Source organism: Pseudomonas sp. TNT3, assembly GCF_010095445.2.
Lineage (GTDB): Bacteria > Pseudomonadota > Gammaproteobacteria > Pseudomonadales > Pseudomonadaceae > Aquipseudomonas.
The window spans coordinates 74,952-97,755 of the sequence record NZ_WFGV02000016.1 but is presented as its reverse complement, the minus strand read 5'-3'; the positions used below and the strand labels follow the sequence as shown (position 1 = coordinate 97,755).

Annotated in this window: 20 protein-coding genes; 8 read left to right on the top strand and 12 right to left on the bottom strand. The window is 58.1% G+C overall.

Annotation, left to right across the window (positions count from 1 at the left end):
* The first annotated feature begins 160 nt into the window (after positions 1-160).
* Positions 161-1,255: a PLP-dependent cysteine synthase family protein gene (locus tag GBC55_RS12410; protein ID WP_162438580.1), complete on the top strand. Its 1,095-nt coding sequence runs from the start codon at positions 161-163 to the stop codon at positions 1,253-1,255.
* Positions 1,256-1,453: 198 nt separating this feature from the next.
* Here the strand turns inward: GBC55_RS12410 and GBC55_RS12405 are convergent, their stop codons facing one another.
* The 3 genes from GBC55_RS12405 to GBC55_RS12395 form a co-directional block, all read right to left on the bottom strand.
* Entirely contained in the window at positions 1,454-3,067 is a 1,614-nt protein-coding gene (locus GBC55_RS12405) for an NAD(P)/FAD-dependent oxidoreductase (RefSeq protein WP_162438581.1), read from the bottom strand.
* Between the two features lie 94 nt (positions 3,068-3,161).
* Positions 3,162-3,815 (bottom strand): hypothetical protein, encoded by a 654-nt coding sequence (locus GBC55_RS12400; protein WP_162438582.1) that lies wholly within the window; start codon positions 3,813-3,815, stop codon positions 3,162-3,164.
* A 74-nt stretch (positions 3,816-3,889) separates the two neighbouring features.
* Entirely contained in the window at positions 3,890-4,489 is a 600-nt protein-coding gene (locus GBC55_RS12395; RefSeq protein WP_162438583.1) for a short chain dehydrogenase, read from the bottom strand.
* A gap of 105 nt (positions 4,490-4,594) precedes the next feature.
* Here GBC55_RS12395 and GBC55_RS12390 point away from each other — a divergent pair, with 105 nt between their 5' ends.
* The gene (locus GBC55_RS12390) at positions 4,595-5,503 is read left to right on the top strand and encodes a LysR family transcriptional regulator (protein WP_162438584.1); all 909 of its coding nucleotides are present in this window, start codon (positions 4,595-4,597) and stop codon (positions 5,501-5,503) included.
* Positions 5,504-5,559: 56 nt separating this feature from the next.
* Here the strand turns inward: GBC55_RS12390 and GBC55_RS12385 are convergent, their stop codons facing one another.
* From GBC55_RS12385 to GBC55_RS12365, 5 genes are all read right to left on the bottom strand, one after another.
* Positions 5,560-6,261: an ABC transporter ATP-binding protein gene (locus GBC55_RS12385; protein WP_162438585.1), complete on the bottom strand. Its 702-nt coding sequence runs from the start codon at positions 6,259-6,261 to the stop codon at positions 5,560-5,562.
* Positions 6,262-7,029, bottom strand: coding sequence for a high-affinity branched-chain amino acid ABC transporter ATP-binding protein LivG (gene livG, locus GBC55_RS12380; RefSeq protein ID WP_162438586.1), 768 nt, complete (start codon positions 7,027-7,029; stop codon positions 6,262-6,264).
* Positions 7,026-8,282, bottom strand: coding sequence for a high-affinity branched-chain amino acid ABC transporter permease LivM (locus GBC55_RS12375; RefSeq protein WP_162438587.1), 1,257 nt, complete (start codon positions 8,280-8,282; stop codon positions 7,026-7,028). The genes livG and GBC55_RS12375 overlap by 4 nt, the downstream gene beginning before the upstream one ends.
* Positions 8,279-9,202: a high-affinity branched-chain amino acid ABC transporter permease LivH gene (gene livH / locus GBC55_RS12370; RefSeq protein WP_162438588.1), complete on the bottom strand. Its 924-nt coding sequence runs from the start codon at positions 9,200-9,202 to the stop codon at positions 8,279-8,281. The genes GBC55_RS12375 and livH overlap by 4 nt, the downstream gene beginning before the upstream one ends.
* A 229-nt stretch (positions 9,203-9,431) precedes the next feature.
* Positions 9,432-10,559 carry a branched-chain amino acid ABC transporter substrate-binding protein gene (locus GBC55_RS12365; protein WP_162438589.1) on the bottom strand — a complete coding sequence of 376 codons (1,128 nt, stop codon included), beginning with the start codon at positions 10,557-10,559 and terminating at the stop codon, positions 9,432-9,434.
* Positions 10,560-10,910: 351 nt separating this feature from the next.
* On the opposite strand from GBC55_RS12365, the gene GBC55_RS12360 reads away from it, so the two are divergent.
* On the top strand, positions 10,911-11,216 hold the full coding sequence (locus GBC55_RS12360; protein WP_162438642.1) for a DUF2288 domain-containing protein: 306 nt from the start codon (positions 10,911-10,913) through the stop codon (positions 11,214-11,216).
* Positions 11,217-11,513: 297 nt separating this feature from the next.
* The gene (locus GBC55_RS12355) at positions 11,514-12,407 is read left to right on the top strand and encodes an NAD(P)-dependent oxidoreductase (RefSeq protein WP_162438590.1); all 894 of its coding nucleotides are present in this window, start codon (positions 11,514-11,516) and stop codon (positions 12,405-12,407) included.
* Here GBC55_RS12355 and GBC55_RS12350 read toward each other — a convergent pair.
* A complete protein-coding gene (locus tag GBC55_RS12350; RefSeq protein WP_162438591.1) occupies positions 12,298-14,580 on the bottom strand; it encodes a bifunctional diguanylate cyclase/phosphodiesterase in 2,283 nt (760 codons plus the stop codon). The genes GBC55_RS12355 and GBC55_RS12350 overlap by 110 nt on opposite strands.
* A 280-nt stretch (positions 14,581-14,860) precedes the next feature.
* On the opposite strand from GBC55_RS12350, the gene GBC55_RS12345 reads away from it, so the two are divergent.
* The gene (locus tag GBC55_RS12345) at positions 14,861-16,210 is read left to right on the top strand and encodes an MFS transporter (RefSeq protein WP_162438592.1); all 1,350 of its coding nucleotides are present in this window, start codon (positions 14,861-14,863) and stop codon (positions 16,208-16,210) included.
* Positions 16,211-16,415: 205 nt separating this feature from the next.
* Here the strand turns inward: GBC55_RS12345 and rapA are convergent, their stop codons facing one another.
* Positions 16,416-19,262: an RNA polymerase-associated protein RapA gene (gene rapA, locus GBC55_RS12340; RefSeq protein WP_162438593.1), complete on the bottom strand. Its 2,847-nt coding sequence runs from the start codon at positions 19,260-19,262 to the stop codon at positions 16,416-16,418.
* A gap of 218 nt (positions 19,263-19,480) precedes the next feature.
* Here rapA and GBC55_RS12335 point away from each other — a divergent pair, with 218 nt between their 5' ends.
* From GBC55_RS12335 to ccoM, 3 genes are all read left to right on the top strand, one after another.
* On the top strand, positions 19,481-19,822 hold the full coding sequence (locus GBC55_RS12335) for an aspartate-semialdehyde dehydrogenase (protein ID WP_162438594.1): 342 nt from the start codon (positions 19,481-19,483) through the stop codon (positions 19,820-19,822).
* 100 nt (positions 19,823-19,922) lie between these two features.
* Positions 19,923-20,084, top strand: coding sequence for a hypothetical protein (locus tag GBC55_RS12330; protein WP_007959203.1), 162 nt, complete (start codon positions 19,923-19,925; stop codon positions 20,082-20,084).
* A 144-nt stretch (positions 20,085-20,228) separates the two neighbouring features.
* The gene (gene ccoM, locus GBC55_RS29815) at positions 20,229-20,345 is read left to right on the top strand and encodes a cytochrome c oxidase subunit CcoM (RefSeq protein WP_281508184.1); all 117 of its coding nucleotides are present in this window, start codon (positions 20,229-20,231) and stop codon (positions 20,343-20,345) included.
* 202 nt (positions 20,346-20,547) lie between these two features.
* On the opposite strand, the gene GBC55_RS12325 is transcribed toward ccoM, so the two are convergent.
* Entirely contained in the window at positions 20,548-22,023 is a 1,476-nt protein-coding gene (locus GBC55_RS12325; RefSeq protein ID WP_162438595.1) for an inorganic phosphate transporter, read from the bottom strand.
* A 377-nt stretch (positions 22,024-22,400) separates the two neighbouring features.
* Positions 22,401-22,601, bottom strand: coding sequence for a hypothetical protein (locus tag GBC55_RS12320; RefSeq protein WP_007935837.1), 201 nt, complete (start codon positions 22,599-22,601; stop codon positions 22,401-22,403).
* Between the last annotated feature and the right edge of the window lie 203 nt (positions 22,602-22,804).

Sequence of the window (22,804 nt, the reverse complement as noted above, 5' to 3'; positions counted from 1 at the left end):
TACCGTTACAGCTAGGATGCTTGGCGAAAAAACTGAGCCTAGCAGTTGCCGGGTGTATTGAACCTCAGCTGTACCTGTGCGCGATGTAGGTTTTTTTCCTAAGCTTGTCGCTGAACCTTGCAAAAGGACCGACTCTTGCCGATCCAACGAGACAATCACCATGAGCGACAACCGACAGTGGGCTCGTGAAGCCATTCGGATCATTGAAGCGGACTTCCAGCGCAGCGCCGACACCCACCTGATCCCTCTGCCGCTGCCGGGGTTTTCGGGCATCGAGTTGTATTTCAAGGATGAGTCCAGCCATCCCACGGGCAGCCTGAAACATCGGTTGGCGCGTTCGTTGTTCCTCTATGCGCTGTGTAACGGCTGGCTGAAACCGGGTGCTCCGGTGATCGAGGCGTCCAGCGGCTCGACGGCGATTTCCGAAGCGTACTTCGCCCGCATGCTGGGCCTGCCATTTATTGCCGTGATGCCGGCGACGACGTCTAAAGAGAAAATTGCGCAAATTGCGTTCTACGGTGGCAAGAGCCACCTGGTCGACGACCCAACGCAGATTTATGCCGAATCCGAGCGCTTGGCGCGTGAACACGATGGGCATTTCATTGACCAGTTCACCTATGCCGAGCGAGCCACCGACTGGCGCGCGAACAACAATATCGCCGAGTCGATCTTCCATCAGATGCGTTTCGAATCTCACCCGGAACCGAGCTGGCTGATCTCCAGTCCTGGCACCGGTGGCACCACCGCGACCCTTGGCCGTTATGTGCGTTATCGCCAGCATTGCACCCGGGTGCTTTGCGCCGACGCTGAGCGCTCGGTGTTCTTCGACTACTACCAGACTGGGGACGCGAGTCTGCGTCTGGACCACGGATCGCGGATTGAGGGTATTGGACGTCCCCGTGTCGAAGCGTCGTTTCTGCCCAAGGTGATCGATGCGATGGTCAAGGTGCCTGACGCCCTTTCACTGGCGGCCATGCATTACCTGGCGCAGCGTTTGGGGCGACATGTGGGTGGCTCAAGCGGGACCAACCTGATTGGCGCCTTGATGGCGGCTCAACAGATGGCGGCGGCGGGGGAGACGGGGTCGATCGTGGCGATTTTGTGTGATGGCGGCGAGCGCTACGCAGACACCTATTACGATCAGGATTGGCTCAAGGCGCAAGGGTACGCGTTGAGTAGTTTGATCGATGCCGTGGCCGCGAGTGCCGAGCGTGGTGAGGCGTTACCCACGACCGTGTTGCGCGCCAATATCTGAGAGTGTTCAGGCAATGAAACCAATGTGGGAGCGAGCTTTTGTGGCGAGGGGACTTGTCCCCGTTGGGTCGCGAAGCGGCCCCAAACTGTGAGTTCGGAATGTATCTGACACACCGAGAACTCAGGTTTTGGGCCTGCTGCGCAGTCCAACGGGGACAGGTCCCCTCGCCACAAAAGCTCGCTCCCACAAGGATACAGATCAGGCTTCGAGGCCGAGGATATCCCGCGCTACTGCTTCGGCAATCCGGATACCATCAACGCCGGCTGACAAAATCCCGCCCGCGTAACCTGCGCCTTCACCCGCTGGAAACAGACCCTTCACGTTCAGGCTCTGCATCGACTCATTCCGGGTAATGCGCAGTGGCGACGAGGTGCGGGTCTCGATCCCGGTCAACACCGCGTCGTGCAGCGAATAACCGCGAATCTGCTTCTCGAACGCCGGCAGTGCTTCGCGAATGGCTTCGATGGCGAACGCCGGTAAAGCCAATGCCAGATCACCCAGCGCAACGCCTGGTTTGTAGGACGGTTCCACACTGCCCAGCTCGGTGGACGGCTTACCGGCAATGAAGTCGCCCACCAGTTGTGCGGGCGCTTCATAGTTACTGCCGCCGAGCACAAAGGCGTGAGACTCCAGACGCTCCTGCAGCTCGATTCCAGCCAGCGGGCCACCCGGGTAATCGACTTCCGGGGTGATGCCCACGACGATTCCGGAGTTGGCGTTACGCTCGTTACGCGAGTACTGGCTCATGCCGTTGGTGACCACACGCCCCGGTTCGGACGTCGCCGCCACCACGGTGCCGCCCGGGCACATGCAGAAGCTGTAGACCGAGCGGCCGTTCTTGGCGTGGTGCACCAGCTTGTAGTCGGCGGCGCCAAGTTTTGGGTGACCGGCGTACTTGCCCAGGCGCGCACGGTCGATCAGCGATTGCGGATGCTCGATGCGGAAACCCACCGAAAACGGCTTGGCTTCCATGAACACGCCACGCCCGTGCAGCATGCGGAAGGTGTCCCGGGCACTGTGCCCGAGGGCGAGGATCACGTGTTTCGAATGAATCTGTTCGCCGCCACTGAGCTCGACACCGACCAGTTGACCGTCTTCGATCAACACGTCGGTGACCCGCTGCTGGAAGCGCACTTCACCGCCCAACGCGCGAATCTGCTCACGCATGTTTTCCACGACGCCGGTCAGACGGAACGTACCGATGTGCGGTTTGCTGACGTAGAGAATTTCTTCCGGAGCCCCCGCCTTGACGAACTCGTGCAGGACTTTGCGACCGATGAATTTCGGGTCCTTGATCTGGCTATAGAGCTTGCCGTCAGAGAACGTCCCCGCGCCGCCTTCGCCGAATTGCACGTTGGACTCGGGGTTGAGCACGCTTTTACGCCACAGGCCCCACGTATCCTTGGTGCGCTGGCGAACTTCAGTGCCGCGCTCGAGGATGATCGGCTTGAAGCCCATCTGCGCGAGCAGCAGCCCGGCGAAGATTCCGCACGGGCCGAAACCGACGACAACCGGGCGTTGTTCGAGATCGGCCGGTGCCTGACCCACCACCTTATAGCTGACATCCGGCGCTACGTTGACGTTGCGGTCATCGGCGAACGTGTGCAGCACCGCAGCCTCATCGCGAACGTTGAGATCGATGGTGTAGATGAAGCACAGTTCGGAAGACTTTTTGCGCGCATCGTAGCTGCGCTTGAACAAGGTGAAATCGAGCAGGTCATCACTGGCGATGCCCAGGCGCTGCACGATGGCAGGGCGCAGGTCTTCTTCGGGATGGTCGATTGGCAGCTTGAGTTCGGTAATTCGTAACATGACGGGATCCGGTTCGCGGGGCGCACAACTGCGCCAAGGCGTTTGAAGGCCGCGATTATAAGCCCCAAACGCCGGTCCCGTGAGGCAAAAACGATCAGTCGTTACGCGCCCCGCCGAAATACCCGCAGCCACGCTGCACTTGACCATCAATGCGCAACTCGGCACTCATGTGCTGGACGGCGCCGGTGGTAGCGTCGACGCAACGTTGCGGCGCGACCCAGAGCTCGATATGCTGGTTATTGGCTTCAGTGCTGAGGTTGAAACGGCCATCGCCCAATTGTTCTTCAACGTAGGGCAGGGCCAGAGGAGGTTGACCGGCGCGGTCGATGACCATGCCTTTACCGCTGACTTTGACGTTCCACTCCGGCGCATGACCGGCGGCTCGAAGGATCAGCAGCTTCAGATTAGGATCGTCGCACGCCGTGCCCGAGCGCTCGACGCGGTACAGCTGCTCAAGGTCGAGGCGGTTGCCATCGACCCGGCCGCGTACGTCGGCAAACAATTTGCCCTGGGCATCGGCCAGGGTCGCGGCTTCTTGCAGCACGCTGGTGCCGCCAGTGTCATTGACCACGAAACTGCGCGATTCATTGCACGGCTGGAACACCAGTTTGCCGTCCGCCGCCGTCAGTTGACCCTGCATGCGAGTCTGACCCACATGGGAGGCGCTCTGTCGCTCGCCATTGAACAACTGGCAAGCGGCAAACAGCGGAAGGAGGGCAACAAGGACTAAGGAACGGGCAACACGCATCTTTGGTTCTCCAGACAAGTGCCGCCACGTTACTCAGCCTGACCGCTCATCACAACCCTGCAGGACGTGCTATTTCAGCCTACGTGAAAGGTCTGACCGGTTTGCAGACCCTCCACACTTTTGGCGTAGGCCAATGCCACATCGGCGGCGGGAACCGGTTTGTAGCCGCGGAAATACGGCGCGTAGCTGCCCATAGCTTCGAGCAATACGGTGGGGCTGATCGAGTTGACGCGCAAGCCACGCGGCAGTTCGATGGCGGCGGCACGCACGAAGCTGTCGATGGCACCGTTGACGAGTGCAGCCGAGGCGCCACTGCGAATCGGATCGTGGCTGAGGACGCCTGTGGTGAAGGTGAACGAAGCCCCATCGTTGGCGAATTCCCGACCGATCAGCAGAAGATTGACCTGGCCCATCAGTTTGTCTTTCAGGCCCAAGGCAAAGCTGTCCGAGGTCATTTCGTCCAGCGGCGCGAAGGTGACGTTGCCGGCGGCGCAGACCAGTGCATCGAATTTTCCGGTTTGTTCGAACAGTTTGCGGATCGAGGCGCTGTCGCTGATATCTACATTGAAATCGCCGCTGTTACGGCCAATACGAATGACCTCGTGACGCTGGGACAACTCTTTGTCGACGGCCGAACCGATGGTGCCGCCTGCGCCAATCAAAAGAATTTTCATCGTGCTGTTCCTCGAAGTGTTTTAACGAGGCTTCAGTCTAGAGTGGATTTTCCTGTTGATAAGCGTGCTAATAGGCAACCTTTGGTTTTCAAATGGAAACAATCCATGAGTGAAATGGATGATCTGGCGGCGTTCGCCGTGTTGATTGAAGCTGGCAGTTTTACCCTGGCAGCGCAGCAATTGGGTTGCAGCAAGGGTCAGCTTTCCAAGCGGATCAGCCTGTTGGAAACGCGGTTTTCCGTGGTCCTGCTGCAACGCACTACGCGGCGTTTGAGCCTGACGGCTGCAGGCGCGGCGTTGTTGCCGCAAGCCCAGGCGCTTGTCATCCAGGTTGAGAGGGCACGTCAGGCATTGGCGCGATTGAAGGACGATATGGCCGGGCCGGTGCGTATGACGGTGCCAGTGTCGCTGGGGGAAACCTTCTTTGATGGCTTGCTGCTGGAGTTTTCCAGCAAATACCCCGAGGTGCAGATTGAACTCGATTTGAGTAACAACTTTCGTGATCTGTCCCGGGACGGTTTTGACCTGGCGGTTCGCTCCGAGGTGGGCAACGACGAACGCCTGGTTTCCCGGCCGCTGCTGGCCTGGAATGAAATGACCTGCGCCAGCCCGGCCTACCTTGAGCAATACGGCGAGCCGCAGACGCCCCAGTCCTTGGTTGAACACCGTTGCCTGCTTAACAGCCATTACAGTGGCCGCGAAGAGTGGCTCTATCACCAGCAACACGAGTTATTGCGGGTTCGGGTGTCCGGCCCGTTCGCCAGCAACCATTACAGCCTGCTGAAAAAAGCCGCACTGGCCGGCGCCGGCATTGCGCGCTTACCGTCCTACTTGCTGCAAGCGGAATTGGCTGACGGTCAATTGCGCTGGCTCCTGCGTGATTATCAGACCCGTCGGATGCCGATGTATCTGGTGCACCCGTATCAGGGTGGTTTGCCTAAGCGCACCCAGGTGCTCGCGGATTATCTGATTGGATGGTTCAAGCGCAGTGGCGAGGCGCTGGATCGACTTTAAAGGTGAACAGGTACAAAAAAACGGCCCGAAGGCCGTTTATTGTTTACCGCAACACCTCAACCCCCCAGATACGCTTCGCGCACTTTCGGGTCGGTCAGCAGCGCTTCACCGGTGCCTTGCATCACCACCCGACCGTTCTCAAGAACGTACGCGCGGTCAGCGATTTTCAGTGCCTGGTTGGCGTTCTGTTCCACCAGGAACACCGTCACACCGTCCTTGCGCAGCTGTTCGATGATGTCGAAGATCTGCTGGATGATGATCGGTGCCAGACCCAGCGAAGGCTCATCAAGCAGCAGCAGCTTGGGTTTGCTCATCAGCGCACGGCCAATGGCAAGCATCTGCTGTTCGCCGCCGGACATGGTGCCGCCGCGTTGGCTGAAACGCTCTTTCAGGCGTGGGAAAAGTCCGAGAACCTTGTCCATCTGTTCCTGATAATCGCCCTTGTCGGTGAAGAACCCGCCCATGGCAAGGTTCTCTTCCACGGTCAGACGGGCAAATACCCGACGACCTTCCGGAACCACGGCAATGCTCTTGCGCATGATCTGCGCCGAACTCTGACCCACAAGCTCCTCACCCATGTAACGGATGCTGCCGCTGTGCGCTTGCGGCGAACCGCACAGCGTCATCAGCAGAGTGGACTTGCCGGCACCGTTGGCGCCGATCAGGGTAACGATTTCGCCCTGGCGGATCTCCACGTTGACGCTGTGCAGGGCCTGGATCTTTCCGTAGAAAGTGGAAACGTTTTCGAACTGCAGCATTTACGCTTCCCCCAGATAGGCTTTGATCACTTCAGGATTACCGCGGATCTGTTCCGGCGTACCGTCGGCCAGAGGGGTGCCTTGGTTGATCACGACGATGTGGTCGGAAATGCTCATGACCAGTTTCATGTCGTGTTCGATCAACAGCACGGTGACGTTGTGCTCTTCGCGAAGCACGCTGATCAGCGCCTTGAGGTCTTCGGTTTCCTTCGGGTTCAGGCCTGCGGCCGGTTCGTCGAGCATGAGGATCCGTGGACGGGTCATCATGCAACGGGCGATTTCCAGACGACGCTGCTGACCGTAGGCCAGGGTGCCGGCGGTACGGTTGGCGAACTCTTTGAGGTTGACCTTATCCAGCCAGTACTCGGCAAACTCCATGGCCTCGCGTTCGCTTTTACGGAACGACGGGGTCTTGAACAGGCCTGCCAGGAAGTTGGTGTTCAGGTGACGGTGCTGGGCGATCAAGAGGTTCTCGACCGCTGTCATGTCCTTGAACAGACGCACGTTCTGGAAGGTCCGCACCACGCCCTTGCGGGCGATTTCGTGACCGGCCAGGCCTTCGATGGCTTGGCCGTCCAGCAGGATGCTGCCACCGCTCGGCTTGTAGAAACCGGTCAGGCAGTTGAACACCGTGGTCTTGCCGGCGCCGTTAGGACCGATCAGGGCAACGACCTGCTTTTCCTTCACGGTCAGGGCCACGCCGTTGACCGCCAGCAAACCGCCGAAGCGCATGCTCAGATTTTCGACTTTCAGGATCTCGCGGCTCATTTGCGCAGCTCCATGTGAGGACGTTGCATGGGCAGCAGACCTTGAGGGCGCCAGATCATCATCAGCACCATCAAGGCGCCGAACATCAACATGCGGTATTCGCTGAACTCACGCATCATTTCCGGCAGCAGGATCATGACGACGGCAGCCAGAATCACGCCGAGCTGGGAACCCATGCCACCCAATACGACGATGGCGAGAATGATCGCCGACTCGATAAAGGTGAAGGACTCCGGTGTCACCAACCCTTGGCGAGCCGCGAAGAAGCTACCGGCAAAACCGGCGAAACTCGCCCCCAGGGTGAAGGCCGACAGCTTGATGACCGTAGGATTGAGACCCAGCGCACGGCAGGCGATTTCGTCTTCACGCAATGCTTCCCACGCGCGGCCGATCGGCATGCGCAGCAAGCGGTTGATGACGAAGAGCGCTCCCAGGGCAAGCAGCAGGGCAACCAGGTAGAGGAAGATCACCTTGTTGATCGAGTTGTATTCCAGCCCGAAGTACTCGTGGAACGTCTGCATGCCTTCGGCTGCTTTACGTTCGAAAGTCAGGCCGAAGAACGTCGGTTTCTCGATGTTGCTGATGCCGTTCGGACCACCGGTGATGCTGGTCAGGTTGCGCAGGAACAGTCGGATGATTTCACCGAAGCCCAAGGTCACGATCGCCAGGTAGTCACCGCGCAGACGCAGCACGGGGAAGCCGAGCAGGAAGCCGAAAGTGGCCGCCATCAGACCGGCAACCGGCAGGCAAACCCAGAAGCTCCAGCCGAGGTAGTGCGACAACAGCGCATAGCTGTAGGCGCCCACAGCGTAGAAACCCACGTAGCCCAGGTCGAGCAGTCCGGCCAGCCCGACCACGATGTTCAGGCCCAGGCCGAGCATCACGTAGATCAGGATCAGGGTTGCGATGTCGACAGCGCCGCGAGAACCGAAGAACGGCCACACCAGAGCTCCGATGATCAATGCAATGATGATCCAGCGCTGGGTGGTCGGCAGGGTCAGGAAGTTGCTGGCCTTGGCCGGGATCAACGGCATGCTCGGCGAGGATTTCCAGGCCTTGCTGATGGTGTCGTTGAACAGCACCCGCAAAAACATCAGTACCGAGCAGATCGCAATGATCGCCAGGGTCATGTTGCTGGTGCCGTGAACTTCCAGGTTGATGCCGACGATGGTCAGTTTCAGACCCAGTACCGGGTAGGCCACAGCCCATACGAGCAGAGCGCTGAACAGCGCCTGTTTGAGATTCCTAGTCATACTTTTTCAACCTCCGGACGGCCCAAAATGCCGGTCGGCCGGAATAACAGGACCAGAACCAATAAGCCGAATGCCACGACGTCCTTGTACTGGTCGCCGAAGATATCGGCACCGAAGGCTTCCGCCACACCCAGCACCAGCCCGCCGAGCATCGCGCCGGGGATGCTGCCGATACCGCCAAGTACAGCTGCGGTGAAGGCCTTGAGGCCGACGAGGAAACCGGCGTTCGGGTTGATCACGCCATATTGCATGCTCAGCAGTACGGCCGCGACGGCTGCCAGCGCAGCACCAATGACGAAGGTCAGAGCGATGATGTTGTTGGTGTTGATACCCAGCAGGTTAGCCATCTTGATGTCTTCGGCGCAGGCGCGGCAGGCGCGACCCAGACGAGATCGGGAGATGAACATCGTCAAGCCGAGCATGGCGATCAGCGTCACCACGAACACCACGATTTGCATGTAGGAAATCAGCACTTCTTGTGCGCCACCTGGCCCGAAGGAAAGATTACCGGGGATCAGGTTGGGGATGGATTTGTCCTTGGAGTCTTGCGCCAGCAGAACGGTGTTCTGCAGGAAAATCGACATGCCGATGGCCGAAATCAGCGGAATCAGACGGTTACTGCCGCGTAAGGGGCGGTAGGCGATCCGTTCGATGCTGTAACCGTAGGCACTGCAGACGACGATGCTCGCGATAAAACCTGCGGTCATCAAGAGCGGGACACTGTCGAGTCCCATCATGGCAAGGCCCGCAATGGCGATGAACGCCACGTAAGAGCCGATCATGTACACCTCGCCGTGGGCGAAGTTGATCATTCCAATGATGCCGTAAACCATCGTATAGCCGATGGCGATCAGGGCATACGTGCTGCCAACGGTCAAACCGTTAACCAGCTGTTGGAAAAAGTGATAGATGTCAGGCATTACAGCGCTCCTAAAAACCTGATACGCATTTCACTGGTGGAGTCATTTTCCCGCTCGAGCCCCGTGGATCTGCATCCACTTCGAATTCGAGGTTTGCCAGCGAACCGCTGATGACGGTTTTGAGATTTTCAGGTGGGGAGACTTGCGGATCACGCAAGCGCGGCCCATACGTTCGTAAAACAAAGCCCACGGCACGCCGTGGGCTTTATTGGCAGTCAGTCAGGCAGCCTTACTGAGGCGAAACTTCAGTTTTAGGTTTGCCGAAATGCCACTCGTAAACCACGAATTTGAAGTCTTTCAGGTCGCCCTTGGCGTCGAAGCTCAGGTCGCCAGTCGGGGTCTTGAAAGTACCTGCGTGGATGGCAGCAGCCACTTTTGCAGTGTCTTCGCTCTTGGCAGCAGTGATGCCACCTGCGATGACTTCAACAGCGGAGTAGGAAGGGAACACGAACGGACCGCTTGGATCTTCTTTCTTCGCTTTGAAGGCGTCGGCCAAAGCGATGTTGGCTGGATCCTGGTCGAACGATTTCGGCAGGGTTACCAACAGGCCTTCGGAAGCATCCTTGGCAATCTGGGAGATCGAGTCGTTACCCACGCCTTCCGGACCCATGAACTTGGCTTTCAGGCCTTTTTCCTCGGATTGACGCAGGATCAGACCCAGTTCCGGGTGGTAGCCGCCGTAGTAGACGAAATCGACGTTGGCTTGCTTGAGCTTGGAAATCATCGAAGAGAAATCCTTGTCGCCGGCGTTGATGCCTTCGAACACGGCAACCTTGACGCCTTTGCTTTCCAGGGTCTTCTTCACGGCGGTGGCAATGCCTTCGCCGTATTGCTGTTTGTCGTGCAGAACAGCAACGATTTTCGGTTTCACGTGATCAGCGATGTAGTTACCGGCGGCAGGGCCTTGGGCGCTGTCCAGACCGATGGTGCGGAACACCATTTTGTAACCACGGGAGGTGATGTCCGGGCTGGTGGCAGCCGGGGTGATCATGATCACGCCTTCGTCTTCGTAGATGTCCGAAGCCGGTTGAGTGGAGCTGGAGCACAGGTGGCCAACCACGAATTTGACGCCGTCGTTAACGACTTTGTTCGCGACCGCTACCGCTTGTTTCGGATCACAGGCGTCATCGTATTCAACGGCTTCGAGTTTCTTGCCGTCTACGCCGCCTTTGGCATTGATCTGTTCGATGGCCATTTTGGCGCCACTGAACTGCATGTCGCCGTATTGGGCTACAGGGCCGGTTTTAGGGCCGGCGATGCCGATCTTGATGGTGTCAGCTGCGAACGAATGGCTGGCAACCCCGGCCAGAACCATAGCGGCAAACAGTTGGGAAATCTGCTTAGTAGCCTTAGTCATAGTGCTCCACTCTTACTGTTGTAGTTTTTATAGTCCTGGCGCCGTAGCAGCAGAACCGGGTCAGATATCTTCGATATCCTCCGGAAAATGCCCCCGGCAACTGTACCGGTACAGTGTAGAGCGCCAATTGTGAGCCTGGGAAGGCAGCGCCGGGGGGCAAAACCAGAGGGTGTCGCTTTATTGAAAGAAAAGTACAGAATCGCGGCGGGATGTTAGCTGGCTAATAGCTTGATTCACCTGCATTCCTTGGCGTTCCTGCTGTTTTCATTCGATGTCGCAAATTGCATCCGGGTTTTTCTGCCGGACCACCAACGTTATTATTCGCGTCGATTTCTTTTCCGGACAGAACCCATGAATCAAGAACCTAGCACCCTCTATGCCAAGCTGCTTGGTGAAACCGCATCTATTACCTGGAAAGAGCTGGAGCCGTTCTTCGCCAAGGGTGCCCTATTATGGGTCGACCCGACGCTGGATTTGGTCGCCGCCGCCGAAGCCGTAGCGACGGATGAAGACGAGAAAGTGGCTGCCTGGTTGGCTGCTGACACGCTCTCCAAGCTGTCTGAATCGCGGGCGCTGGATCTTTTCGAGCGTGATCCGGAGCTGTGGGCAGTCGTGGTTTCCCCCTGGATTTTGATCCAGGAAAGGGCGACGAACTGAAAGCGCGCGCCAAGTTGGTGCGCTACTGGAGCGATAAAAAGTGTGTAGCCGAGTAGCGTGATGGCATGTTGCCGTGGAGAAAGACCACAGAAGGGTTTGGGCGAGGGTGACGTATACGTAACGGGAACAGTTTATTGAGCTACCAGAAGGCCGATTAATTGTTTCTGAATGTAGGGCGATCGTGCTGTTGAGCCGACGTCGCGAAAAAGGTCTGCTCCTGCATCGAGTTGCCTCGGTCCCTTGAGTCATGATGAATCCGCCGATGATTGGCAATCTAATTAAAAAGGAGACCAGATAATGGCAACGCTACCGTCCCTCGGGTTCGCCGGGATCGGCTTGATGGGTTTACCGATGTGCCGGCGATTGCTGGCCGCGGGTTATCCGCTTACGGTCTGGAACCGCAATCGCGCCAAATGTGCGCCGTTGGTTGAGGCCGGGGCAAGACAAGTCGCCACGCCAGCCGAGTTATGCCAGCACGCGGACGTTGTGATGCTGTGTCTGGCGAACACTGCCGTGGTGCGGGAGGTGGTTTTCGGCGTTGCGGGCGTTGCCGAAGGCGCGAAAAGCGGCCAGCTATTGGTCGATTTTTCCAGCCTCGAACCTACGGCAACAAGGGAAATGGCGACAGCCCTTGCCGAAAAATGCGCTATGGGTTGGCTTGATGCACCAGTGTCAGGTGGAGTGGTCGGCGCCGAAGCGGGGAGCCTGGCAATCATGGTCGGCGGCGACGCGGCAGAGCTGGAGCGAGTCAAGCCAGTGATGTTGCACCTCGGTCAACGCGTGACGCACATGGGCGCCGTCGGGGCAGGGCAGGTGACCAAGGCCTGCAACCAGATGATTGTCGCCTGCAATGCTCTGGTGATTGCCGAAGTCGTGGCGTTGGCCGAACGCTCCGGTGTCGATGCCAGCCTCATCGCCGAGGCGCTGGCCGTTGGTTTTGCCGATTCGAAACCTTTGCAGATCCTCGCACCGCAGATGGCCGACAGCCGTTTCGAACCCGTGAAGTGGCACGTTCGCACGTTACTCAAGGATCTCGACACCGCCGTAAAGTTCTCCCACGAGCAGGGTTCGGCAACGCCGATCAGCGGACTGGCCGCGCAATTGATGCGACTGCACGGGAGTAAGGGTTTTCTGGAAAAAGATCCGTCGACGTTAGTGCAGATGTACCGCGAGCCAGACTCGAAGGACTGATCGTTTGCGTGTGCTTGCGCTGGTTGATTTCATTCAACACGGGAAGCAGTTCAGTCAGCGGCACGGGGCGACTGAGCAGATACCCCTGAACGAAATCACAATCGTAACGTTCCAGGAATTCGTACTGTTCGAGCGTCTCGACGCCTTCGGTGACGACCTGCAAGTGCAGGGTGTGGGCCATGACGATGATTGCCTGGACGATCTCCATGTCCTGGGTTGACTGGGGAATGTCCTGGATGAACGATCGATCGATCTTTAGCGTATTGAGCGGCAAGCGCTTCAGGTAGGCGAGGGATGAGTAACCGGTGCCAAAGTCGTCGATCGACAGCGACACACCCAATGCTCGAATCTGGCGCAGCAACACCAGCGTATTGGCGATGTTGCCCATCAGCGCGTTTTCGGTGACCTCCAGTTCCAGCCGCTGCGGCGCCACCCCGGCGGTCCGCAGCGCTCGTTCGATTTCATCGGCCAACTCTTCGCGAGCCAGATTGAGGGGAGAACAGTTAACGGCGATCTTGAGCTCTTCGCAGCCCTGACGCGACAACTCGCTCAAGTCCTCACAGGCTTTGTGCAGCACCCAGTTATCCAGTTCGGCGATCAAGCCGTTGGCTTCGGCGATGGCAATGAATCGATCCGGCGCAAGTAATCCGTGAACCGGATGCTGCCAGCGAACCAGCGCCTCAAGCTTGCTCACCTGGCCGGTTTTCAGGTCATAGATCGGTTGGTAAAAGAGCATCAGGCCGCTGTTTTCGCGCAGGGCATTGCGCATCTCTTCTTCCAGCTGCAACTCAAGCGTGGCTCGGGTTTTCAGATTGGCGCTGAAGAAGTTCAGGCTGTTGCGGCCATTGCCCTTGGATTGGTAGAGCGCCAGGTCGGCATTCTTCAACAGTTCTTCGCAGGTCCTGCCGTCCTCGGGAAATACGCTGATACCGATGCTGGTGGTCATGACCATTCGCCGCCCCGACAGCTCAATGGGCTCTTTCATCTTCAGCATGATGCGTTGCGCCATGTGCCGCGCTTCTTCATGGTCGTGCAGGCTAATGAGGATGCAGAACTCGTCGCCCCCAAAACGCGCCACCACGTCGTCATAGCCCCGTACCGAGCTTTTGATGTGGCTGGCCAGTACTTTAAGCAACTCGTCGCCGGCGTCATGGCCGAGGCTGTCGTTGATCCGCTTGAAATGGTCGATGTCCAGAAACATCACGGCGAGCATGCCGCCTTCGAGGGTTTTTTCGATGAGCTTTTCCGCGAAAATCTGATTGAAACCGCGACGATTGACCAGATTGGTCAACGCATCGTAATGCGCCACTTGCTGCAGCGACATGCGAGCCTGGTCCAGTTGCGTGAGCAGTGCATTGACCCGTTGCAAGTCGAGTTCTTTGTGCTGAAGTTTTTTATCTGCCAATGCAGCACTGATGCTGCTGGCGATAATCAGCAGCGTCATCACGGCCACTGTCAGGCCTAATTGCGCGTGATCGTTATCCCCGGGCGGGGTCAGGATGCTGCCAGCAGGCAGCACCAGATTGAACGCGGCCATGCCGGTGAAATGCATGCTTAAGAGGCCGGCTCCAAGCACCAGACTGGCACCGTATTTGAGCAATTTATGGGGCAGACCGGTGCCGCCGCGCAAACGGCTGGCGATCCAGAGCGTTGCCAGGCTGGCCCCCATAGCAATCACGATCGACAGGCTGAACAGTTTCGGTTCAAAGGACGCCAGCGCCTCTGAACGCATGGCACCCATACCCACGTAATGCATGGCAGCGATGCCCAATCCGATACAGATCGACGCCTTCAGGTACTGCCACAGGTTCTGGTGCGGTTGACTGAGTGTGTGCATCACCAGCCACGCGGCGAACAGGGCGATCAATAGAGAGACGAGGGTGATGGGCAAGGCGTAATGAATTTCGATCGGCGCCTCAAACGCCAGCATGCCGATGAAATGCATGGCCCAGATACCGCCTGCCAGGCACGCGGTCCCCACCAGGCGCCAGATCCTTTGAGACTCGGCTTTCTCGGCATGACTCGCCCGTTCGGCCATATCCAGTGTGGCAAAACAGCCTGCGCAGGCGACCAGATACGCCAGTAACACTAGAAACGGATTGTGCGTGCAACTGAGGATTACCTGCCCACTTTCTGGTAGCTCGGTAATGAAATGCAACCCAAGCCATCCCATAGCGTTTCCCGTTGTCGTCATCCCGGCGGGCGCCAGGGGTGCTGGCGAGTTGTCTTGGAGTATAGAAGCCGTGCATGAACCGCAAGAAGTAGTGGCAGTTTGGCCTCAATCGTTTTGGAATGAGACTTAGAGCGTTTGGAAATAATTCGAGACTTACGCTGCTCCTGCTTACATGGCGGCATATCAGCTTAACGAATAATTACAGACAGTCTTCGTGGGGCTGACTAGATTGCAGGTTCCGGGGGCAGTGACGCCCCATAACAATAAAAGAGACGGACCCATGCAGAACTCGACCCAAGCGGCGAATGCCTGGCGCATTCTGTTCCTGTTGTTTCTGGCCAATCTGTTCAACTTCTTCGACCGTACGATTCCGGCGATCATCATCGAGCCGATCCGGATGGAATGGCACCTCAGCGACTTCCAACTGGGGATAATCGGAACCGCGTTTACCATCGTCTATGCGATTGCCGGACTGCCGCTCGGGCGGATGGCCGATACGGGGTCGCGAGCGAAATTGATGGGCTGGGGGTTGGCGGTCTGGAGCGGGCTGACCGCTGTCAACGGGATGGTGGGCAGCTTCTGGAGCTTCCTGATCGTGCGCATGGGCATCGGTATCGGCGAAGCCAGTTATGCACCGGCCGCCAATTCGTTGATCGGCGATTTGTTTCCGGCTCACCGCCGTGCCCGGGCGATGGGCATCTTCATGCTGGGTTTGCCCCTTGGCTTGTTGTTGGCCTTTTTCACCATCGGCTGGATGGTCAAGGCGTTCGACAGTTGGCGGGCGCCGTTTTTCATCGCCGCAGTACCGGGTCTGGTTCTGGCGGTCTTCATGTTTTTCATCAAGGAACCTAAGCGGGGCGCCGCGGAAAGCGTGCAGGTCTCGCAAGAGCGTGTGGATCGGCCAATCCGCCGCGTCCTGGCGGTTCCCACTTTTCTCTGGCTGGTGATGGCGGGGCTCTGCTTCAACTTCGCGACCTATGCCTGCAACTCGTTTCTGGTGCCGATGCTGCAACGTTATTTCCTGATGCCCTTGCATGAAGCCGCGGTAGCAACCGGGATTATCGTTGGTGTGACGGGGCTGTTCGGACTGACATTGGGTGGTTGGGTGGCTGACAAGATCCACCAGCGTGTTGCCAATGGACGGCTGCTGTTTGCGGCGTTCAGTCTGATTATCTCGTCGGTGTGCACAGCCTGGGCGTTGCACGCTGGCAGAATCGAGATAGGTGTGTTTGTCGCGGTGTTCAGTGTGGGCTGGTTGTTCGCCTATAACTTCTATACCTGCGTCTACACGGCCATTCAGGACGTGGTCGAGCCGCGTTTACGGGCGACCGCAATGGCACTCTTCTTTGCCGGGCTGTACTTGCTGGGGGGTGGCCTTGGGCCGGTGGTGGTGGGCGGTTTGTCCGATCACTTTGCCCATACCGCCATGCTGGCATCGGGCGCCGAGCAAATGACCGAAGCGTTCAAGGCCGTTGGCCTGCATGACGCGATGTACCTGATCCCGGTGGCGCTGTTCTTCACGATGGTGTTTCTGTTCATGGCCTCGCGGTGTTTCGTGCGCGATGCCAAGCGGATGAAGGATGGGTTGGTCGCGGTGGTGGAGCCTGGAAGGGCTGTGGCGGCGGTCTGATCAACAGCGAATCGAGCCGTAGGACTCAGCTTGGTCCACGCGGCGATCCGACGATGACCTCGTTGGCATTCAACATTGATGTCGACAGTTCATCGCCATCGCGATCAAGCTGTGCTCCCACAGGTGCTCATTGCTCCGATTGAACCCCAAAAAAAAGGCCCGCATCGCTGCGGGCCTTCTTTTTTACAGGGTGGAACAGAGGAAATTATCCCGCCACCAACACCCGGATCGCTTCCAGTCGCAACGCAGCCTTGTCCAGCATGGCCAGGCCTTGTTCACGTTGTTTGCGCAGGGCGACCAGTTCGCTGTCGCGCACGGTCGGGTTGACCGCTTGCAAGGCGGTCAGGCGCGCCAGTTCTTCATCGGTGTCGGCGGCCAGTCGACGCTGGGCCTCGGCTACACGTTCAGCGTGGCGCGGGAAGATTTTCTCTTCACCGGCATTGATCCGTGGTGTCAGCTGGTCACGTTGGGCCTGGATGAACTTGTTGGCGCTGGCGCGAGGTACGCTTTCGAGCTGATCGTTGAGGGTCTCGAACGACACGCGGGCCGACAGGTCGTTGCCATTGGCATCGAGCAGGCAGCGCAGGGCGGCGGGTGGCAGGTAACGGCCCAGCTGCAGCGAACGCGGAGCAACCACTTCGCTGACGTAGAGCAGTTCCAGCAACACGGTGCCAGGTTTCAGCGCCTTGTTCTTGATCAATGCCACAGCGGTGTTGCCCATGGAGCCGGACAACACCAGGTCCATACCGCCTTGAACCATCGGGTGCTCCCAGGTGATGAACTGCATGTCTTCGCGAGACAGCGCCTGGTTGCGGTCATAGGTGATGGTCACGCCTTCGTCGTCGCCCAGCGGGAAGCTGGCGTCGAGCATTTTTTCGCTCGGCTTGAGGATCAGCGCGTTTTCCGAATGGTCTTCACTGTCGATACCGAATGCATCGAACAGGGTTTCCATATAGATCGGCAGGGTAAATTGGTCGTCTTGCTCGAGAATGGCCTCGACCAGTGCATCGCCTTCGCCTGAGCCACCCGAGTTGAGTTCCAGCAGGCGGTCACGACCGGTGTGCAGCTCGGCTTCCAGACGCTCACGCTCGGTACGGGCCTCGTCGATCAGCGCTTGCCACTCGCCATCGTCGGCATTTTCCAGCAGCGGCAGCAGGCGCGGGCCGAACTGGTGCTGCAGGGCGTTGCCGGTCGGGCAGGTGTTGAGGAATGCGTTCAATGCCTCGTGGTACCACTGGAACAGTCGCTCTTGCGGGCTGGTTTCCAGGTACGGCACGTGCAGTTCAATGATGTGCTTCTGGCCGATCCGGTCCAGACGACCGATACGTTGCTCCAGCAAGTCCGGGTGCGCAGGCAGGTCGAACAGCACAAGATGGTGCGAGAACTGGAAGTTGCGACCTTCACTGCCGATTTCCGAGCAGATCAGTACTTGTGCGCCAAATTCTTCGTCGGCGAAGTAAGCGGCTGCACGGTCACGTTCGAGAATGTTCATGCCTTCGTGGAAGACGGTCGCCGGGATGCCGGAACGCACGCGCAGGGCGTCTTCCAGGTCCATCGCGGTTTCGGCGTGGGCACAGATCACCAGCACCTTGGTGCGCTTGAGCATTTTCAGCTGGTCAATCAGCCACTCGACGCGCGGGTCAAACTTCCACCAGCGCTCTTCTTCATTAGCATCCGGTTGAGCCTGGAAACTGACTTCCGGGTACAGCTCGGCGTGATCACCCAGCGGCAGTTCGAGGTACTCGTCCGGGCACGGCAGCGGGTACGGATGCAGTTTACGTTCCGGGAAACCCTGCACGGCGGCGCGGGTGTTGCGGAACAGCACTCGACCGGTGCCATGGCGGTCCAGCAGTTCGCGAACCAGGCGAGCGCTGGCTTCAGTGTCGCCGTCGTTGACCGCAGTCAGCAGCGCTTCACCTTCGTTACCGAGGAAACCATGGATGGTCTTGTGCGCTTCAGGCGATAAGCGTCCTTTGTCCAGCAGCTCTTGAACGGCTTCGGCCACCGGGCGATAGTTTTCGCTCTCGGCGCGGAAGGCGTGCAGGTCGTGGAAACGGTTTGGATCGAGCAGACGCAGACGGGCGAAGTGACTGTCCTGACCCAGTTGCTCTGGGGTGGCGGTCAACAGCAGTACACCCGGAATGACTTCAGCCAGTTGCTCGACCAGCGAATACTCACGGCTGGCTTTTTCTTCATGCCAGACCAGGTGGTGAGCTTCGTCGACGACCAGCAGGTCCCATCCTGCAGCGAACAGCGCATCCTGGGCTTTTTCGTCTTCTACCAGCCATTCGAGGGCGACCAGTGCAAGCTGGGTGTCTTCGAACGGGTTGGCGGCATCGCTTTCGATAAAGCGTTCTTCGTCGAACAGCGCGACCTGAAGATTGAAGCGGCGGCGCATCTCGACCAGCCATTGGTGCTGCAGGTTCTCTGGAACCAGGATCAGCACTCGGTTGGCGCGACCCGACAGCAGTTGGCGATGGATCACCAGGCCGGCTTCGATGGTCTTGCCCAGGCCTACTTCGTCCGCCAGCAGAACCCGTGGCGCGATACGGTCAGCGACTTCGCGGGCAATGTGCAGCTGGTGCGCGATCGGTTGCGCACGTACGCCGCCCAGGCCCCACAGCGAAGATTGCAACTGGCGGCTGGTATGTTCCAGCGTGTGGTAGCGCAGCGAGAACCAGGACAATGGGTCGATCTGGCCCGCGAACAGACGGTCGCTGGCCAGACGGAACTGGATAAAGTTCGACAGTTGGGTTTCAGGCAGGGTGACGACTTCGTTTTGCGCGTTGAGCCCGTGGTAAACCAGCAGGCCATCGACATCGTCGACTTCGCGTACGGTCAGTTTCCAGCCTTCGAAGTGAGTGATCGAATCACCCGGCGAAAACCTCACGCGAGTGAGGGGCGCATTCCGTAGCGCGTACTGGCGAGTGTCGCCAGTGGCCGGGTAGAGCACGGTCAACAAGCGGCCGTCCTGTGCCAGAACGGTGCCTAAACCCAGCTCGGCTTCGCTGTCACTGATCCAGCGTTGCCCCGGTTGATACTGCTGCGCCATGCTGCCTGACTCCCACCTTGAAAAAGCGGGCTATCTTAACGGAATGAGGGCTTCAGGGCCAAAAGACTCTCATAAAAACTCAAGGTATTACGATAGTGCATCAAGGCAAAGGTGCAGGTCTGGGGCACCAATAGGTGTTAACCGGGTCACAGTTTGCGACCGATGGCTCAAGTCGCCATCCGCGCAGCCGACAGCCTGCTGACAGGAGACCAATAATTATGCTGCCACCGATGCTTCCCTTAAGTGCCGTGCCGATCACTTCACAGCAGGACCCGGTTCGCCAGCGCCCGGATATTGCGCCCGTCGCGCCGGTGCAGCAAACCTCCAGTGAAAGCACCATCGATCTGCAACAGCGCGATCCTGAAGAAGCGGCTTTCCAGTTGCGTGAAGAGCAACGTCGCCAGCAACAGCGGGAGAAACGTCGGCGTGAAGCAGATGGAGGCCCTGATCAGCATCTGCCGATTCCGGGGTACGAACTCAATGCCGACAATACCGTCCCGGTTGCACCCTTGATTGAGGACGAGCCTCGCCAAGGTTTGTGGGTGGATATCGAGATCTGAGGCCGCCGGCTGGTCAGCTCTCTCGTCAGGCCTCATTATTGGTACATCCTTGCCTGCAAACGCGGCACTTGTATTTCACCGACGCGATGTACTGAACGCCATGAGCCAAGACGACAAGCTGATCGACCTCAACACCGAACGTGCCAAGCGTGTGCATGACCTCAATGAAAAGCGCCTGAATGAAGTCCGTCAGGCTTTCGAGCAGGCCATGCCGCTGGGCAAACCGAAGAAAAAGCCGAAAAACAAACCGAAAAAGCGTTGAATCCCCCTGCATTGGTTGATGCAGGTCAGTTTTTATCCCTCCTTTTGCGCCCAGTCGCGGCGCTATTGACCCCGGTCAATTTTCACTCCTGCCTGATTGGTTAACTTAGCCCTATCGCAACAGGGCAAGTGCAGGGGGCCAGTCATGTTTTTCGACAACGTGGTGATCGCCGGAGTGCTGACAGTCGGCCTCATGGTTCTGTTTTTTGCAGGGTTTGGATTTTTTATCTGGAAGGATTCACAGAAGCGGAAAAAACCGTAGGTCTTTCTGGAAGCAATGAGCACGCAAGGCATTTTGGGCAACTTCGGTTGCCCTTTTTTTTGCCTGCGAAAATTGTCGGTTTATCAACATCCCTTCTGTAGGAGCAAGATTGCTTCTACAGAGTGGTGTTTCCGGGATTTATGGCAGGCATAAAAAAGGCGCGAACCTCACGGAACGCGCCTTTCTTTTGGTGCAGCTTTTATCAGCTACCCAGTGCCTTCGACGCCAGCCAGAACAGGCCAGCCGACAGGGCCACCGTGGCGGGCAGGGTCAGTACCCAGGCCAACAGGATGGTTTTAACCGTTCCGCCTTGCAGGCCGCTTTTGTTGGCGACCATGGTGCCCGCTACGCCCGAAGACAGGACGTGGGTGGTGGACACCGGCAGACTGAAGATGTTGGCCATGCCGATCAGGCTTGCGGTGGTGATCTGCGCAGACATGCCTTGAGAGTAGGTCATGCCTTGCTTGCCGATCTTCTCGCCGATGGTCAGTACCACACGTTTCCAGCCAACCATGGTGCCCAGGCCCAGTGCCAGGGCTACCGCCAGAATCACCCAGAACGGGGCGTATTCAGTGGTGGTTGTCAGGTCCTTACGCAGTTTGTCCAGGTCAGCCTTTTCACGGGCCTCCAGGCCTGGCAGCTTGCCGACTTTCTTCGCCGTGTCGTCCAGGCAGAGCAAGTAGCGACGCACTTCAATACGGCTGTCCGACGTCAGCGAGTGGTAGTCCGAAACGCCTTTGAGGGTGCCGAGCAGGGCGGTGATGGTCGGTTCGGTCTGTTGAGGGTTGCAACGGAATTTCTCCGGCAGATCGCCATCCACGCTTTTGCCCAGGGCCAGGTACTCGCCCAGCGTATCGGCATTGCGCTTGTAGAACTGGCTCAAGTGCAACGTCGCGTCACGGGTGCGCTCGATCTGGTAGGTGGTGCTGCCCAGGTCGAGTACGAACTGCGCCGGCACGATACCGATCAACACCAACATGATCAGGCCGATACCTTTCTGGCCGTCGTTGGACCCGTGCACGAAGCTCACGGCCATGGCCGAAATCACCAATACCAGGCGGTTCCAGAACGGTGGGTGCTTCTTGTCGTCGATCTTGCGGCGCTGTTCCGGCGTCTTGTGCATCTTCGACAGCGGACGCCACCATTTAAGGCCGATCAGAATCAAGGCCGCGACCAGGAAACCCGCCATCGGCGAGAACACCAGGGAGGCGCCGATATCGATCGCTTTCTGCCAGTTCACACCGTCAGCCAGCGGGATATCGTTGATCAGGGCGTTGGCGAGGCCGACACCGAGGATCGAACCGATCAGCGTATGAGAGCTGGAGGCCGGAATACCGAAGTACCAGGTGCCCAGGTTCCACGTGATGGCGGCGGCGAGCAGCGAGAACACCATGGCGAGTCCGTGACCGGTGTTCACATTGATCAGCAGTTCTACCGGCAACAGGTGGACGATGGCATACGCCACGCCAACACCGCCCAGCAACACGCCGAGAAAGTTGAACACACCGGAAAAGAACACCGCCAGATGGGGCGGCATGGCTTTGGTGTAGATAACGGTGGCCACCGCGTTAGCGGTGTCATGAAAGCCGTTGATGAACTCGAAGGCGAGGACAAAGGCCAGGGCGAGCAAGAGGCTCACAAGCACCCAAGCATCTAGTCCGCTGAATAAATCGATCATGAAGGTTTTCTGACCCGGTCATAAGGGGGCGCGATTATGCCAGAAAAGACTGCTAATCGATGCACTAGCTGCTCATCGGTAACATTCTTCAACGAATTAGTTTGTGACGATAGCCCATGCTCGAAACGTTTGCCGGATTTTTCAAGCCATTGAATTGACTGGGAAAGACCGCAGGCACGGGGGTTTCGCTCAAGAATGCGAGAGGCTCGATTGCGTGTATGAAATATCTGAGAAGAGGGTCAGAAATGAGCCCGCTGCCTCATCCGGTCAGTGAGGTTGCCGCTGCCCGCTTGTAACGGGCGCGAAAGGCATCATCGATACAGCCCGCTTTTAACGGGTGTAAACGCAGACCCTTGAAAGGATCAAAAACCTTGGAGTCATGGCTCTTCGGCTTTGAGTTCCTTTTCCATCTTCTGCAGTTCCTGGGTAAATGCCTGATCCTGAACGGTGGCGCGTTTACGCCAAGGCTTGCGTTCTGGTTCGGGCTGGGCGGCGTAGGTGGTAACTTCCCCGCCGTAAACTTCCTTGTAGCGTTGTTCCTGGCGCTCAAGTTCCGCGCGCAGTTCGTCTTTCGTCACAGTGCTACCTGTTTGAGTTGAGATAAATTCTGGTGAAACGCACTGCGCAAGTACAGTGGCCACGTCTTCAACACAAGCCTGCCAAGGCTTTGTTTACGTCGCGATCAAGACTTCCATTTTGCAGGCGGCCACGGCACCAGAGATAAACATCTGACGTAGCATCAGTCTCCTGTTTCAGCGAGCGCGTTGGCGAAGCATATGAA